Origin of the sequence: Synechococcus sp. H60.1, from assembly GCF_047462335.1 — a bacterium.
Lineage (GTDB): Bacteria > Cyanobacteriota > Cyanobacteriia > Thermostichales > Thermostichaceae > Thermostichus.
The window spans coordinates 13,175-28,670 of the sequence record NZ_JANSJA010000220.1 but is presented as its reverse complement, the minus strand read 5'-3'; the positions used below and the strand labels follow the sequence as shown (position 1 = coordinate 28,670).

Genomic DNA, 15,496 nt, shown 5'->3' with positions numbered 1-15,496 from the left:
TTAAACTGCTCATCTCGCCCAGGATCTGGTAGACGCGGTCAAAGCTTTGGCGGGTGCGCTCTTCTTGATCTGGCTGGCGCACCTGCACCAGGTACAGGCTCATCTTGATGGTTTGCAACCGGTTTTTGCCCAGATCTTCCAGCATTTCCCGAATTTGCCCGATCGCCTCCTGCCGCACCCGGCGTTGCCGCCGCCGTAACAGCCAGAACAGAATGCCGTGGATAACTCCCACCACGGTGGCGCTGATCGCCGTTGCCGTCGCCACGGAAAGAGCGCTGCGGCTGGCCACCCAGCCGCTGAGTAGGATTACGCCTATCCCCACCGCCGTCAGGATCAGCTCGATGTTGTTGAGAAACCACCTTCTTGCTGGCTTCCAGATGGCGGATTGGCTCCGACTAGAATTGAACATGGCTGTTCTTCCCACCTCCCACCTGCCTATTCTGCTGCGGCCAGCCCACCGCCGGGTTCTGGGGATTGGACTTACCGGCGCAGTCGCCATCCTCCGCGGCCCAGTTGACGCTTCAGACGCCGCCGCGGTTTCCGCCGGCGGATCCCCAAGGGCTGCTGAGAGCGGGATCCAGCTTCAAACCGCTCAGCCCTAGGCTCACGCACCCCTTGGCTGAGATCCTGGTTGTGTTGCCGCAACTCCTCGAGCTGCCTGAGGCGAGTTTCCAGCTCTTGGCGTAGCTCGGCATTCTCTTTTTCTAGATGTTGCAAACGCTTCAGCAGCTCTGAGGACGCCGTCCCGCTACTGCAATCGGAAACCGGGATGGGATGGGGTGCAGTCACCACCGAAGTGTGGACATTTTTGCTGTCTCGCAGGGCTTGGGCAGCCCGTCGCACCAGGGCCACCCCCTTGGGATCGTCCTTATCTGTGAGGGTGGCCGCCCCAAATTGAAGCTGCACCGGCAGCGCTCGCCCATTCACCACAAAGGGATCCTGGATCAACCGCTGGCAGCAGCGCTCGGCGGCAATCTGGGCAGCAGCCAGAGTGCTCCCCGGCAGCACCACAATAAACTGCCCCTCGTCGTAGCAAAAGAGGTCATCCCCCTCTCGCAAGTTGTGGGCCAAGCGATCCGTAAACAGCTTGAGAAGAGCAGCCCGACCGCCGGCCTCTAGGCCTTGCCCCAGCGCACTGAGGTTGGCCAAGCGCAGCACAAACAAACTGAGGGGATCTGATTGGGCACGGGCTTGGGCCACCCGCAACGGCAAGCGAGTAACCAAATCCTGCCGATTGCCCAAAGCAACCGAGCCAGAAGGAGATGAGACTTGTTTTTGTCCAGTCTGGAGCAGATATTGCTGGCGGCGGCTCTCCACAATGCGCAGCCCTGCCCGCACCCGCGTCAGCAGCTCTGCCGCCTGAAAGGGCTTGGAGAGGAACTCATCGGCTCCGGCTTCTAACGCCCGCTCCATGCTGTCGTTGCCCTCGCGGGCGGTCATGAGGATGTAGTACACCCAAGCATATTCGGGTGATTGCCGTAGCTGCCGGCATAGATCCAGGCCATTTAGATTGGGCATGACCCAGTCGGCGATGATGAGATCTGGGATCCGGCGGCGGATTTGCTCCAGGGCAGACAAGCCATCCAAAGCATAAGAAATACTACAGCCCTGCTTACCCAAAAAGTTGGACAACATCTCTGCCACCATGTAACTGTCATCCACGATCAGCACATGGGCCCGCAAGCTGCTGGCTCCGCCTTTGCTAGCGCCCAAGCCCGCCTGAGGGCCTTCAGACGTACCAGTGGCAGCAGCGTTCTCCAAATTGGGATCCACGGGTAAGCCAAAGCCAGATGACAAGGAAATCCGGGAAAGCAAACTTTCCCGTGTTTTCCATCGTTATTCTAGACGTAGGGATTGGCAGCCACTACCTAACTTTGCCGGGTTATTTTTTTGAGATTTTTGAAGTTTCGCAGTCATTCTAAACGCGAGGAAGATGCTTCTGGGCGTTCCCCGCTACTGCTCCTCACGCCCCCAGGGGGAATCCTCCTCTGCCCCAGGGAGAGGGAAGGCAGGGTTCGCCGTGACTTCATGGCCACCCCAGGAACCTAGAAACGAATCTCAAGCGTGACTTGGGCGCGCACGGCTTGTTGTCCTCCTTCCACCGGTGTGGAGGCTGCCTGTAGGCGAGCATACTCCGCTCCACCCATGCCTGCTAGAGGAACTGGCGGCGCGATGGAGCCCTCGCTGTGAATTTGGATGCCCTCCACAGAACGAATGCTCAGGTTCAAGGCCCTCAACACATCGCTGGCTTGACGTTGGGCATCTTCCACGGCCTGGGTCAGGGCACGGCTGCGCGCCTGCAGCAAGGTGGCCTCATCCGCTCGGAAGCTGACCGATTCCACCTGGGTGGCTCCGGCGGCCACGGCTTCATCCAGCACCTGTCCGGCTCGGGCTATGGGTACTTCAAATTGCAGGCTGTTTTGCCCCTGTACCCCGGTCAGGCGGGGTGGGCTCTGCTGGTAGTCGTATTGGGGATAGAGAGAAATGCCGGTGGTCTGCAGGGCGCTCACCTGCAGCTCTTTGAGGCGGTTCACCAGCCGCTCCGAGCGCTCGGCCACCTGCTGCTGTACCGCTTGGGCTGTCTCCCCTTGGAGCACCACCCCCAGCCGGATTACGGCAATGGAGGTTTCCACCGCAACAGATCCCTGGCCGGTTACCGTCAAGGTTCGGGATCCCTCACCGGGACTGGCCATTGCCCCGCCTCCAGCGATTGCGTTCCAACCCAACAGTGCCAGCGCCAGTACCACGCCCAGCCAGGCCACCCCCTTCAGCCTTTTCCACCCCTTGAGCCTGTCCATTACTTCCCCCTTTCAGTCGTTAACCCCAGCCTACTCCCACCGTTCCTCCACCTGATCTGACAAAAGCCCCAGCCACCAGTTCCCTAACCTCACCCAGCCGCTGCGTTCTTGCCCCCCCGGATTGCGTATCCGCACATAAAACACGCGTTGATACTTGGAAGTGCTGCCGGAAAAAGGCCCCAGCCGCCAATACCGCGCCTCCTGGCTCAGAATGGAGTAGCCATGCTTTGCCGCCCACCGCTGCAGCAGCTCCTGGCTGCGTCTTTGTTCCCAGACAAAAATTCCCAGGAACAGGGCAACGGCAACCACTGCCCCCAGCAGGGCCAATGCCAGCTCAGACATAGAGATAGACAGCAAGGCTATTGCCCATCGTATGGGAGTTGCTCCAAGGCTGGGATCCCCGGCTGCAAAAGTTAACCTTTGCCGCCTTAGCCGCTTCCAAAAGAGCGATCTCCGCTCCTGCCCACAGGACGTATGATTGAGTCAGCGTGGTCAAAACTCGATTTGTTGATTGAGTGAATTAATAAGGTCTTTTTGAGAATGGCTGCATCGAAACTGCGACAACTGCTGCACGACCTGGATGTTGAGTTGCAAAAAACCCCTGGCTTGGATGAAAAGCAGCGGCAGCACATCGCCACCATTCGCCAGGAGGTAGAGGCGGTGCTGGCCGAGCTGGGATCCCCAACCGAGAGCTCACGAAACCAAGGGCGGAAAGCTCGCATTGGGGAAGCGCTGGCCCTGTTTGAAACCTCCCACCCCAACCTCACCCTGATCCTGGAGCAAGTGATCGACACACTGGCAGGGATGGGTCTGTAGTTCCCCCAGTGGGTATCCGAGGGTTTCAGAATGAACAGCCAAGACCGCTTAGATCGAGCAGAACAACTCCTAGCCCAGGCAGCCGAGCAGATTGCGGCCAACAGCCGCGAGATCCAAGAGCTACGCCAGGCCATCCGAGAAAGCCACGCCGAGCTGAGCGAGCAAAACGCTGCTCGCAGTCGGGAAATCGAGCAGTTGCGCCAGGCCATCCGAGAAAGCCACGCCGAGCTGAGCGAGCAAAACGCTGCTCGCAGTCGGGAAATCGAGCAGTTGCGCCAGGCCATCCGAGAAAGCCACGAGCAAAATATGGCCCAGGCGCAAGGTTTGAGAGACTTACAGGAAGTTGTCCGCGAGACCCGCTCAGATTTAGCACACTTGGCTGAATGGGCTGAGGAAGTAACTCAAGCTCTCATCACTCTTACTGCATTGCAACAAGAGCACGAACGCGCCATCCAGGCCATCAACCAGCGTCAGATCGAGAATGACCAGAGGTTTAACGTTCTCCTCGAAGAAGTGCGCTATCTTATTCGCAGACAAGGGTTAGATGGAAGTTCCTCTCCCCCTTCTACTTGAGGAGGGGGGATTCTTTCTGAGCAAATCTAGTCCTCATCCACTTCCCACTCCAACAAGTGGGCGTAGGGAGCCACCAGCTCCGGAGAGTAAAAAGCAATAGCCTGCAGCGTGTGCCAATCTTCCAGGCAGTCGAAGACGTTAGGGTACTCGTTGCGCTCCAGCCGCTCTGCAATGGCCGCCACATCGGCTGCAGTGAATTGGCGGGGATCCCTACCCTTGGGGAGGGCCTCTACTTTGGATCGGGCAGACATAGGTAGCCTGAACACGCTACAAGCCGATCTTAGCCTCTCGGCCCGACGCCCCCTGGCCGAAAACGCGAATTTGTAGAGGTTCTACACAATGCAGGCTGGGCATCTGCCTTGCCTAGCGGAGGAGTTCAGAGTCCAAAACAGGCTCTGTCTGAGTCACGCGGTAATAGCCAGCCTGGGTGCGAACCGAAGCTTGATAAGGGCTGGGCAAATCCAGCGAGCGCAAGGGGGGGATGTTGGTGCGCTGGTTCAGCAAAGTGGTGAAGAAGGCAGTGGTTCGCCGGGCCTGGGAGCGCACCACTTCCTCAGGGAAAATGACTGGGTCGGCCTCCTTGCCCGTATCCAGCAAGATTTGATCTAGGGCTTCCCCCACCGGATAGGAGGGATAGGTGATTTGGGCAAAAGCCGATCCAACCGGGATCCCGCCGGCTAGACAGCCCAGAACAATTGCCAGGGTTAGACGCATGTGCTGTAGTTCCTCCTACGCTACAGTGGTTTGTTCCTCAACACCGGAGAAAGCAGAATCTGGGCGTTGCCCACCAACCTTGACCCCCAAGGAGCCTACCTCTTGACCAGCAGCTAAGGCGGATTCTACCCGAAAGACCTCGGTTGGCAACGGTTGCAGCCCCCAACATGACAAGGGATCCCCTTGCCGACTAGGATCAAGATGCTCTGCTTGGGATCCATAAGCCTGTGAGTGTTCGCGTTCGCCTTGCCCCCAGCCCAACCGGAAATTTGCACATTGGCACCGCCCGGACGGCAGTGTTTAACTGGCTCTATGCTCGCCGCCACGGTGGCCAGTTCATTTTGCGCATTGAAGACACCGACCGCGAGCGCTCTTCCCCCCGCTACACCCGCAACATCTTGGCAGGGCTAGCCTGGCTGGGACTGGATTGGGATGAGGGGCCCATCTACCAATCCAACCGCATTGCGCGCTACCAAGCGGTGGTGCAGCAGCTTTTGGACCAGGGGCTGGCCTACCGCTGCTATGTCAGCGAGGCGGAGCTGGAAGCAATGCGCGCCGCCCAGAAGGCCGCCGGCAAAGCCCCCCGCTACGACAACCGCCACCGTTTTCTCACCGAGGAACAGCGACGGGCCTACGAGGCCGAGGGGCGGCAGCCGGTGATCCGCTTCAAGATCGAGGAGCCGATGGAGGTGTCGTGGGTGGATCTCATCCGCGGCCCCATCACCTGGAACACCCAAGATTTGGGGGGGGACATGGTGATCGCCCGGGCGGATGGCTACCCTCTCTACAACTTGGCAGTGGTGGTCGACGACATCGACATGGGCATCACCCACGTCATCCGTGGCGAAGACCACATTGGCAACACCCCCAAGCAGATCTTGCTCTACCGCGCCCTGGGCCACGAGCCGCCGCAATTTGCCCATTCTCCCCTGATCCTGAATCCAGAAGGGAAGAAGCTCTCCAAGCGGGATGGGGCAACCTCGGTAACCGAGTTTCAGCAGATGGGCTTCTTGCCGGAAGCCCTCAACAATTACCTGGCTTTGTTGAGTTGGTCCCCCCCTGATGGGGAAGAGATTTTCTCGTTGGAAAAGGCAGCTACGATGTTTGACTTCGACCGGGTCAACCGGGCTGCCGCTCGTTTTGATTGGGACAAGCTCAACTGGCTCAACAGCCAGTACATCAAGCAGCTCTCCCCGGCAGAATTGGTGGAGCGACTTACCCCCTTTTGGCAGGCGGCGGGGTTTGACCTGGGAGCGGTGCCGGATCCCACTTGGCTGGAAGATGTGGCCCGCCTAATCGCCGAGGGCATCGACCGCCTGACGGAGGCTCCTCCCCTCAGCCGTTTTTTGTTTCAAGAGCCCCTTAGCTACTCGTTGCCAGCTCTGGAACAGTTGCGCCTGCCGGGGGTGGCAGAAGCGATGGCTGCCATGGCTGCCACGTTGGCTGCTGCTGAGCTGCCCCAGCCAGTTTCTGCGGACAGCTTAAAACTGCTGGTGGAAGAGGTGGCCAAAAGCCAGGGGATGAAAAAGGGCCTGCTGCTAAAGAGCTTGCGGGCCGCCCTGACAGGGGAGCTGCAGGGGCCGGATTTGATGGCCTCTTTTGCGCTGCTGCAGCGGCGGGGTTGGGCTTTGGGGCGGCTGGAGGCGGTGCAGCGATTGGTTGCCTGACCTCAGGCTGTTGGAGTCTACTTTTTTTCTATTGCTTGCTGCTATGCCTTTGCAGGCTTTTGACACTCCCCCGACTTTAGTCGGGGAACTCTTGCGCAGTCCACAGACAGACTCGCAAAGGCGCTGTCGAGACGCCCCTAGACGGCTCCTTGGAACCCAGTCTCAAGGTTCCGCTTACTTGTTGACTGACAGCACTGTCCGGGTCTTTCACCGGGGTGGGTGCTTGCTTAGGATAGAGCTATAACATTGGCGAGCGACTCAAGTTGCTCAAGGACTACGTCCCGCTAACGCGAACGGGCTTTTCCGCACCGTACTCCTCGTGCTAGCGGCGCGGAGCGCTGAGTACGGGGCTACCAAGCTACCCTGCTGTGTCGATCCGGATTCGACTTTGTTGATCCAGCTTCAGGCTGCCAACCAAATTGTTCAGGAACTGGTGCTGCTCTCTTCGCAAGAGTCTTCAGAAGCAGTAGAGCCGGAGGTGTGGGAGCAGGGCCTGCTCAAGTTGGCTCAAACCCTAGTGCAGCAGATGGTGAGCCGCCTGGGCGTGGCCTCCGCTCGCCTCTGGTTTTTCGACCTGCAAGAGGGTTGCTTTCGATCGGTGGCCCATGCTGGCCTGCTCAGCCCTGCTCACGCCCAAATTGAGCGAATCTACCCGGATGACAGCCCTATGGGGCGTGTGGTTCAGCAAGGATTGCCCCTCTTGAGCAACAACCCGGATCAAGAGGTCTGGATGCCTGCCCCGGAATGGGTGAAGGCCAATGGCCTGCGGGGCTTTGTCGCCTACCCGATTAACCGGGGGGAGGAGCGGCTGGGCGCTTTGGCTCTGCTGAGCTGGACACCCTTGGAGGCCAGCTTTATAGAAGTAGTGAAGTTTCTTTGTTCCTATACGGCCAGCGCCATTATCAATGCCAAGCTGCTGGAGCGCAGCCGCCGACAGGCGGTGCGGGAGGCGTTGCTCAACCGCATCACCAGCACCGTTCACCGCTTTCTGCAGTGGGATCAAATCGTCAGCACTGCGCTTGGGGAGCTGCAGCACGCTTTTCTATCGAAAGGGGTGAAGGGGCTGAGCCGCTGCTGTTTTTACAGTATCAACCCGGCTCAGGAGACGGTTCAGGTTACCCACGAGGCCCTAAGCCCTGGGCTGGCCCCGTCACTGGGGCAGGTTTACCGAACCCAAGATTTTGGCTCGCTGTGCGAGCGGTTACAGGAGGGACAGGTGGTGCAAATAGCCCTGCCTTTGCTGCCGGATCAGGAACATCTGTTGCCGCCGCAAGGGCTGGCCGCTTTCCATGCGCTACAGGCTCGCTCGGCGGTGCTGATCCCGTTGCAATCGGTGGGCTCAGCGGGAGCAGGGCTGGGGGAGGCCGGCGGCAGGGATCCGCAGACGGGCCGATCCGACCTGGCTGCTGCGCCAGGGGGGATGATCGGGCTGCTGGGGGTATACCTAACTACACCGCACCCCTGGCAGCCGGAGGAGATTGACCTGTTGCGCTCGGTGGCCTACCAACTGGCGATTGCCCTAACTCGTTCCAGCCTGTTTGAGCGGGCCCATCGGCAGGCGGAACGGCTGGCGCTGTTGCACTCGATCACAGCGGCAATTCGCTCCAGCCTGGAGCCCACCACTCTCTTCCACGCGATTACCCAGCAGATTGGTGCAGCTTTTCAGGCGGATGTGTGTATCTTGGCCCTTTGGCAGCCGGAACAGGAGCTGCTGCATCCTGTGGGCATCTATGCACCGGAGCTCACCCCTGCCGTGCGCGTAAGCGGGACGGAGCCCCTGCTGGATGCCCCGCTGACGGGATCCCTCCAGCAGCCCTGGGCGGAGCCGGGGATCCCGCTGGAATTGTCGGAAACGGTTCAGGCCAAGTTGCGCTTGGCAGCCAGCCTGTTGACCACCTTGAAGGAGCCGGTGGTGGTGCCGGAGCCGCAGAACCTCCAGTCTTGGGACAACCTGAAGCCGCAGCGGCAGGGAAGCGGGTTGTTGTGGGTGCCTTTGTTTGCCTCTGACCATCCGCAGCGACAACAGGAAGTGTTGGGGGGGATTGCTCTGCTGCGCTACCCTCGCGGCGGATCCCTGGCTCCTTCCCCCTGGCAGCCGGAGGATCTGGAGTTGGCGGAAGCCGTGGCTGAGCAGGCAGGGATCGCCCTCAAACAAGCGCAACTTTACGAGCAAACCCGCATCTCGGCCCAGCGGGAAAGCCTGTTGCGCCAGGTTGCCCAGCGCCTCAGCGGCACCTATGATCCCCACCAAGTGGTAGAGATTGCTCTGGAGGGCATGGCGGAAGCTTTGCAGGTCGATCACTGTACTTTGGTGGCGCCGCGGAGCGGCTATGGGCCGAGCGCTCAACAGCTTGCAGCCGCTCCACCCTCAGAACCCCTCGCCATTCTTCAGGAATACCGCCGTCAGCCGGGGATCCCCTGCCAGGTGGGGCAGACGTTGCCCCCTGAGCTGAGCCAGCTCATCGGGGTAAATTGCTACACCCATCTGGACACGCTGCTGATCCCCGATGTTCAAACCTTTCCGCTGCCTCCTCCCACCCGCCAGACGCTGTTGCAGAAGGGTATCCGCTCCCTACTGTGTGTACCCCTAGTTACCGATGCCAACCAGATCGCGGGTGTGCTCTGCGCCTCCATTCCGCCCCTGGCGACGGTAGGCCGGAAGCCTCCCGCTGCCGATACTGCCCCCGAAGCCGCCGGATTTTCCCCTGCAGATAGGGACTTGGTGGAAGCGCTGGCGGACATTGCGGCAGTGGCGCTACAGCGGGCCTCCTTCTACGAGCAGGTTCGCCGTCAAGAGGCAACGGCAGCAGCCTTGCAAGGACTGACCGAGGGGCGAGAGGCGGAAAGTCGTCGCCTGGCCGCCGATCTGCACGATCAGACCCTGGCGGATCTGGGAGCTCTGTCTCGTCAGATTCAGGAGCTCGCCAGCAATCCGACCCTCAGCCCTGCCGGTCAGGCTCAGCTACGCGCCATGAGCGTCCAACTGCAGGAGACCATGGCTGAGTTGCGGGGGATCGTCGAGGATCTGCAGCCGCTGGCCATGCGGGCTTTTAACCTGGGCCCGGCTCTGCGCAGCCTTCTAGAACGGGCGGCCCAGCGTTCTCCTCACCCGCTTCTCACCCGCTTCGACAACCGCGCTGATGACCTGCTCTCCCGTCTCAGCCCCGCCTGCCAAAGCAACATCTTTCGGATCGTACAGGAGGCGCTGAACAACATCGTCAAACACGCAGGGGCACGGCGCATCGACATCACTATTCAGCCCAAGATCCAAGCCGGTAGCGGAGCAGAGGAGCCTTCTGTCAATCCCAAAGCCCCCTACACTCACCTGGAGCTGAAGATCATCGACGATGGCCGGGGCATGCCGGAGTTCAACGGTGGGGTGGATCAGGAACCTGGCCACGGCCATGGATTGCTCAACATGCGCTACCGAGCCGAGTTAATTGGGGCAACCATCACCTGGCGCAACCGCCGCTTGGGTAGCGGCACAGTGGTGGAGCTGCAGATCCCTTTGCCGCCCCCTTCTGAAGTTGGCCCCAGGGATCCCTTCACCCCCGCTGTTCGGTAGGGAGCAACCTGCCTCCCAGGGCCGGGGAACTGCAGCCGCATGCAGGTTGGAGTCCAGAAATCTAAGGGCGCCACACGCGAGATGGATGGCCTCATGCCTCGGTTCGCCGCCCAACCACGGCGTAGAAGGGATCCCCACCGGCCAAAAAGGCAAGCCAACCCAGGGGAGCAGGCCGCTGGATCACCTCGACGATCTCGAACCCCGGCACCGACTTAAAATAGCGCTTGACCAGCTCCACCCGCTCTGCTTCCGAGCTATCCCGCCAGGCCTGGATTGCCTTCTGGAAAAACATGCGGTTGGAGAAGCTGACAATGAAAAGGCCCTGGGGCCTGAGGATGCGATATACCTCGGCAAACACCTCTTCCGGCTGCTGCAGGTACTGCACTGAAACTGCGTTCAGCACCGCATCAAAAGTGCAGTCCGGCAAAGGCAGGAGCGGGTTTTGGTTGAGGTTCTGGACGAAGAAATGGTTAAGGCGGGGATTGGCTGCCAGTTCCTCAGCATTCATCCCATGCCCTTCCACATGGGCAAAGTCTATCTCCGGCGGCAGGTGGGAAACCCAACTGCTCATTAGATCGAGAATGCGGGTCTGGGGCCGCAAATGCTCACGGTACAGATCGGTGAGCTGGCCGATAAAGCCGGCATCTACGTGGGTTACAAAGCGGGGATGGCTGTAAAAGAGGGCATCGTCACTGGGATCCAACTTGGAGCGCTGCCAATCTTCAAGAACGGCCATGGCAAAAATCCTTTGCAAAGCTTAATCAAAGCTAACATTCTGGAACTCCCTCACGGGGGGGCGGGCGTGATAGCGTAGCAGGGCAACGGTGGCAATTTTCGAGGGATCTCTTGCCGTGATGTCTGCGTCTTACGCTTCCGCTACAGCTCGCTCCTCTTCTGCCGCTGGCTTTGTCCTGCGCGACTATGTAACCGAACTCCAGCTCCACATGGCTCTGCAGGCCCGCAGCCTCACCCCTCCTCTACATCTCTCGCCAGCAAAGGACAGCCCTCTAGCCCTGGTGCAGCAAGCACAGGCGGAGCTGGAGAAGTCCGTCTCCCGCCAGTGGCTTTGAGGGGTGCAGCCTGGGCAAAGTGCTCAGGCCAAACTCTTGCGCAGCACCCCCTGTACCAGCAGAACCGACACCACCACAAACCCCGTCAAGAGGCTCAGGGATCCCGCCAGAGTGAGATCGCCCCAGGGGGCCTGCAGCACCACATCGGCAAAACTCCAGGTGCTGCTGCGATAGACGTGGCGGATGGGCTCGATGGCAAAGGTGAGTGGGTTGAGGCTGGCCACCCAGCGCAGCCAGGTGGGCATAAAGCTGAGGGGAGCCAAAGCGGTGCTGGAGAAAATCAGGGGTAAATTGACCAAGAAGATAAAAGCCAGCAACTGCTGGTGCCCCGGCATGGCAAAGGCCAGGCCTAAGCTCAGGGCTGTAAAGCCCAAGACCAACAGGCCCACGATCAGGGCCACCACCGCCAAGCCCCGCCCGTCCGGGATCCCGCCTCCGAGGGCATAGTCTGCCCCCACAATCACCGCCGTCTGCAGCAGCGCCAAGCTGACGATGAACAGGCTAGAGGCCAGCACGATGGAAAAGCGAGAGGTGAGGGGAGCCACCAGCAATCGGTTTAAAAATCCAAATTCCCGGTCGAAAATCACCGGCACGCCGGCATTCAAGGCCCCGCCAAAGGCCGTAAACACGATCACGCCTGCCCCCAAAAACTGGGTGTAGTTTTGTCCGGCCCCGAAAATGCCGGCAGGAGCATTCTGGAACAAGGCCCCGAACAAAATCAACCAAAGCAGCGGCTGGATGATGCCGACCAGCAGGGTTGTGGGGCGACGCTGCAGTTGGATAAACAAGCGGCGGGTAAGGGCAAAAGTCTCCTGCCAAAAGTCGGCTGTAAATAAAGGAATTGGGTTGGATGGAACTGGGGAAGCGGTAGAGGTCATACCAAAACTCCTGTAGGGTTGCGATCAATCAATGCAGTGTCCAATCGAGCAGCCAACTAGTATCTCGATATGCGCTTGCACAGGGATCACCAGGGTTTAATAGGGAGGTGATGAAGTTACTTTTTCTTTTTGCCTAAGTTGGACTCGGCAGCGGCCAGCTCCGCATCCAGGAGCGTTTGCCCGGTTGCTGCCAAATACACGTCATCCAAGCTGGGGCGAGATTGGGTGCTGCTGAAGATCTCCAGACCGTGGGCCTCGAGCTGGGCGCGGATCTGGCTGAGGGGATCCTCCCCGTTGCGCCGCACCACCAAGTTGAGGGCGTTGCCCTGGGCGCTGTTGATCACCACTTTTTGGACAAAGGGCAGGGATGCCAGCAGTTCGGCCCCCCGCTGGGCCAGTTCTGGCGGCGCAAACTCCTGCAGCTTGAGGGTGATGCGCTCGCCGCCGACGCGGGCTTTTAGCTCTTCTGGGGTGCCTTCGGCAATCACCTTGCCGCGGTCGATGATGGCCACCCGGTCGGCCAACAGGTCGATCTCCTCCAGGTAATGGCTGCTGAGCACCACCGTCACACCGGTGTTTTTAAGCTGGCGCAGAAAGTCCCAGATGGCCTGCCGGCTGGGAATATCCAGGCCCACCGTGGGCTCGTCCAAAACCAACACCTGGGGCTGGTGGAGCAGTCCTGCCGCCAGATCTAGGCGTTTGCGCAAGCCGCCGGAGTAGGTGCCGATGCGTTGGTCGGCGCGGTCGGCCAGTCCCAGCAATTCCAGGACAGCAGCGATCCGCTCTTGGGCCAGAGGCCGCGGCAGGTGGTAGAGATCCGCCTGCAACTGCAACAATTCTCGCCCCGTCAGCACCTTATCCAAGGCCACCTCCTGGGCAACAAAGCCCAGCTTTTCGCGTACCGCCTTGGGATTTTCATTGACCGGGATCCCGCACACCTCGATCCGGCCTGCATCAGGGCGCAGCAGGGTGCACAGGCAGTGCAGAGTGGTGGTTTTGCCGGCGCCATTGGGGCCGAGAAGGCCATAGATCTGGCCGGGCTCTACTTGGAAGGAGACATCCGCCACCGCCACGGTGGATCCGTAGCGCTTCTGGAGTTGTTGAACCAAGACCGCAGGGGTATCTGACATGGGCATCCACCTTTCGCTCCCTCTAGGCTATCAAGCCGGCTCAGGAGAAAGGAGTAGCGATTCCCTCAATTCCTCCCTCCCTATCGCCGATCCCATGGCTCCCAACTCCATAGGGATGGTGGGATCCAGATCGAGGCTCAGGATATAGTGGTTCAGGCCATTGGGTTAGGTGCGGGCGGATCCCTGCCCATCTTGCCATTGAGTTCGGTTGGGCTAAACCGTCGCCAACGGTTGTGGAGAGGAGAGGAATGCTCAAGCCAAAGCTTGCCTGCCGGCCCCCCTTGCCAGCTTTCCCCAAAGGGGGCTCTGTCGCAACCCTTGTAACTTTGGTAACCTTTGCCCTTGGCCTGGTCGGCTGCGGCGAGGGAACAACCCCGCTTAGCCCGCTGGAAAATGCCTTTTTGCGGGCCGACGACTTTGCCATTACAGGGGGATCCCCGACAGCAGGCGCGGTGGGGCCCTACCTTCAGTTCAACCTGCGGCGGCAGCGGGACAACCAGATCTTGAATCGTCCTTTCAACGTCTATGTGGAGAATGCAGGGCTGGCAGAAGGGCAACCTCCTCTGGTCGATAACCAAAACCGCCCCCTCCTGCTGCAGCGCTCGCTGGCTTTCTTGGGCAACGGCCTGGATCTGAACAGGGATGGCCAGCCGGATCCCCCTTCCAGAGAACCTCCCAGCCTCACCAGTGGCCCCCTGCTGCCCTATGCGCCGCCCAACAACTGGCAAAGCCGCGCCGTCCTCGCCTACGTCCCTGGGCAGGCCAGTATCCCCGGACGGGGCCCCGGCGACCGCTTTGGCCTCTACTTCTCCTCCATCCTGCCCTACAGGGGGCAGCTTCGCTTCCGCGCCCGCGACGAACTGGGGAATGCTCCTGCCCGCGTCTTTGAGGTTACCTACTCCCCAGCACCCCGGCGGGCCAATGTCACTGTTACCTTGGCCAACGTTAGCGCCAGCCCCCAAGAGCCGGTGCTCATTGCCATCTGCAACCAGTTGGGAGCTGCTGCCGTGGTGGGCCTGCGGAGCGGCACCTTTACCGAGCTGGTGGACCTTTTGCCAGCGCCTGACTTGCCGGTGGATCCCAGCTTGAGCGAGCCCATCCGCTACGTGGCCGAAGCCTATCAGTTCAACCGCGAGCGAACGGTTATCCGCGTCTCCCAGAATCCTGCCGATCCCAGCCGCATGAGCGTTCCCCTTTTGGGATCCGAGGGCGCAACCGGGCGGGCAGACCTGACGATGGTGAACGCCATGGGGGATCAGCTCACCTGCTTTAACGAGCAACTCTCTGAGCTGCGAAATACATTTTCCGACTTCTTCAGATAACAGTTAAATTGCTGGTTGCGGCAAGGAGAGGTGGGGCAAGCTGGAGCATACGACCTGGTTTTCTCCAGTTGGCGAAAGTCTACGCAAGAAGCCAGCAGAAAAAAAACTCGAGGCACCTGTTCACAGTGAGCCTTTCGTGGTTTTCTTCGCTGATTCCGATGGCTTCCCCAGCAAAATCCAGCCTGACGTGGGGCTGCCCTCTTTTCCGGTTGGATGGAATTGCGATATGCTAGTTTCCCAACTCTAACAACGTGAACGATTCCCAGCCGTTTTTCCTCCTATGACCCCCCATCGCTCCCAGGTCTCGGTTCCTATCCTGCAGGAAAGCTGGCACTTTCAAGAGCGGGATGCCTGCGGCGTCGGGTTCCTGGTGGATCGCCAGGGGAGGGCCAGCCACGAGCTGCTGCAAAAAACCCTCGCTGCCCTTACCTGCATGGAGCACCGCGGCGGCTGTGGCGGCGACAACCAAAGCGGCGATGGAGCCGGCATTACCACGGCCATTCCCTGGGCGCTGCTGCAGGCAGAGAGGGAGGAGATCCGAGCTTGGGATCCCCGCCGCAGTGCTGTGGGCATGGTGTTCTTGCCCCCGGATCCCGCCGAGTGCCAAGCAGTGCGGCAGCTCATCGACGACTACTTGGCCACCACGGAGTGGGGACGGCCCCTCTGGCGCCGGGTGCCGGTCAATCCGGAGTGCCTGGGGCCAATGGCGCGACAAACCCTGCCTTCTATCTGGCAAATGCTCCTCACCCATCCCAGGCTGGAGGGGGATGAGCTGGAGCGACAGCTCTATTTGCTGCGGCGGCGCCTGCGGCGGCAGGTGGAAAGCCGATTCGGCTTTTACTCCATCTATTTTGCTTCCCTCTCCTGCCGGCTCATCGTCTACAAAGGCATGGTGCAGTCAGCCGTGTTGGGCCAGTTTTACCGCGATCTGCACAACCCCCTCTACGCCACCGCCTACGCCAC

At 60.2% G+C, this 15,496-nt stretch carries 15 protein-coding genes and 1 pseudogene; 7 read left to right on the top strand and 9 right to left on the bottom strand.

Features of this window, described 5'->3' with window-relative positions; translation table 11 throughout:
- From NW852_RS11045 to NW852_RS11030, 4 genes are all read right to left on the bottom strand, one after another.
- Nucleotides 1–409, bottom strand: a 409-nt coding sequence (locus NW852_RS11045; RefSeq protein WP_414385534.1) for a hypothetical protein, incomplete at its 3' end; no start/stop codon positions are given.
- A 71-nt stretch (nucleotides 410–480) separates the two neighbouring features.
- Nucleotides 481–1,713: a response regulator gene (locus NW852_RS11040; RefSeq protein WP_414368033.1), complete on the bottom strand. Its 1,233-nt coding sequence runs from the start codon at nucleotides 1,711–1,713 to the stop codon at nucleotides 481–483.
- 332 nt (nucleotides 1,714–2,045) lie between these two features.
- Complete coding sequence (locus NW852_RS11035) at nucleotides 2,046–2,693, bottom strand: SIMPL domain-containing protein (protein WP_414365187.1); 648 nt, start codon at nucleotides 2,691–2,693, stop codon at nucleotides 2,046–2,048.
- A gap of 135 nt (nucleotides 2,694–2,828) precedes the next feature.
- Nucleotides 2,829–3,140 (bottom strand): hypothetical protein, encoded by a 312-nt coding sequence (locus tag NW852_RS11030; protein ID WP_414385536.1) that lies wholly within the window; start codon nucleotides 3,138–3,140, stop codon nucleotides 2,829–2,831.
- 198 nt (nucleotides 3,141–3,338) lie between these two features.
- Here NW852_RS11030 and NW852_RS11025 point away from each other — a divergent pair, with 198 nt between their 5' ends.
- Both NW852_RS11025 and NW852_RS11020 read left to right on the top strand, forming a co-directional pair.
- Nucleotides 3,339–3,614 (top strand): DUF4404 family protein, encoded by a 276-nt coding sequence (locus tag NW852_RS11025; RefSeq protein WP_414365191.1) that lies wholly within the window; start codon nucleotides 3,339–3,341, stop codon nucleotides 3,612–3,614.
- A gap of 30 nt (nucleotides 3,615–3,644) precedes the next feature.
- A complete protein-coding gene (locus NW852_RS11020; protein WP_414426742.1) occupies nucleotides 3,645–4,187 on the top strand; it encodes a hypothetical protein in 543 nt (180 codons plus the stop codon).
- A gap of 26 nt (nucleotides 4,188–4,213) precedes the next feature.
- On the opposite strand, the gene NW852_RS11015 is transcribed toward NW852_RS11020, so the two are convergent.
- Entirely contained in the window at nucleotides 4,214–4,438 is a 225-nt protein-coding gene (locus NW852_RS11015; RefSeq protein ID WP_414365193.1) for a DUF2555 domain-containing protein, read from the bottom strand.
- A gap of 112 nt (nucleotides 4,439–4,550) precedes the next feature.
- Complete coding sequence (locus NW852_RS11010) at nucleotides 4,551–4,901, bottom strand: hypothetical protein (protein WP_414377866.1); 351 nt, start codon at nucleotides 4,899–4,901, stop codon at nucleotides 4,551–4,553.
- A gap of 227 nt (nucleotides 4,902–5,128) precedes the next feature.
- Here NW852_RS11010 and gltX point away from each other — a divergent pair, with 227 nt between their 5' ends.
- Together gltX and NW852_RS11000 are read left to right on the top strand one after the other, a co-directional pair.
- A complete protein-coding gene (gene gltX, locus NW852_RS11005) occupies nucleotides 5,129–6,568 on the top strand; it encodes a glutamate--tRNA ligase (protein WP_414365196.1) in 1,440 nt (479 codons plus the stop codon).
- 388 nt (nucleotides 6,569–6,956) lie between these two features.
- Nucleotides 6,957–10,133, top strand: coding sequence for a GAF domain-containing sensor histidine kinase (locus NW852_RS11000; RefSeq protein ID WP_414370806.1), 3,177 nt, complete (start codon nucleotides 6,957–6,959; stop codon nucleotides 10,131–10,133).
- Nucleotides 10,134–10,224: 91 nt separating this feature from the next.
- On the opposite strand, the gene NW852_RS10995 is transcribed toward NW852_RS11000, so the two are convergent.
- The gene (locus tag NW852_RS10995; RefSeq protein WP_414370804.1) at nucleotides 10,225–10,869 is read right to left on the bottom strand and encodes a class I SAM-dependent methyltransferase; all 645 of its coding nucleotides are present in this window, start codon (nucleotides 10,867–10,869) and stop codon (nucleotides 10,225–10,227) included.
- Between the two features lie 118 nt (nucleotides 10,870–10,987).
- Between NW852_RS10995 and NW852_RS10990 the strand changes: the two genes are divergently transcribed.
- The gene (locus NW852_RS10990; RefSeq protein WP_414370835.1) at nucleotides 10,988–11,203 is read left to right on the top strand and encodes a hypothetical protein; all 216 of its coding nucleotides are present in this window, start codon (nucleotides 10,988–10,990) and stop codon (nucleotides 11,201–11,203) included.
- A gap of 23 nt (nucleotides 11,204–11,226) precedes the next feature.
- Here the strand turns inward: NW852_RS10990 and NW852_RS10985 are convergent, their stop codons facing one another.
- Both NW852_RS10985 and NW852_RS10980 read right to left on the bottom strand, forming a co-directional pair.
- Nucleotides 11,227–12,081, bottom strand: coding sequence for an ABC transporter permease (locus tag NW852_RS10985; RefSeq protein ID WP_414370802.1), 855 nt, complete (start codon nucleotides 12,079–12,081; stop codon nucleotides 11,227–11,229).
- Nucleotides 12,082–12,197: 116 nt separating this feature from the next.
- Nucleotides 12,198–13,217 carry an ATP-binding cassette domain-containing protein gene (locus tag NW852_RS10980; protein WP_414365205.1) on the bottom strand — a complete coding sequence of 340 codons (1,020 nt, stop codon included), beginning with the start codon at nucleotides 13,215–13,217 and terminating at the stop codon, nucleotides 12,198–12,200.
- 242 nt (nucleotides 13,218–13,459) lie between these two features.
- On the opposite strand from NW852_RS10980, the gene NW852_RS10975 reads away from it, so the two are divergent.
- Both NW852_RS10975 and NW852_RS10970 read left to right on the top strand, forming a co-directional pair.
- Nucleotides 13,460–14,533 carry a hypothetical protein gene (locus NW852_RS10975; RefSeq protein WP_414370799.1) on the top strand — a complete coding sequence of 358 codons (1,074 nt, stop codon included), beginning with the start codon at nucleotides 13,460–13,462 and terminating at the stop codon, nucleotides 14,531–14,533.
- A 280-nt stretch (nucleotides 14,534–14,813) separates the two neighbouring features.
- Nucleotides 14,814–15,496, top strand: a pseudogene (locus NW852_RS10970) (glutamate synthase subunit alpha); the annotation flags it as partial.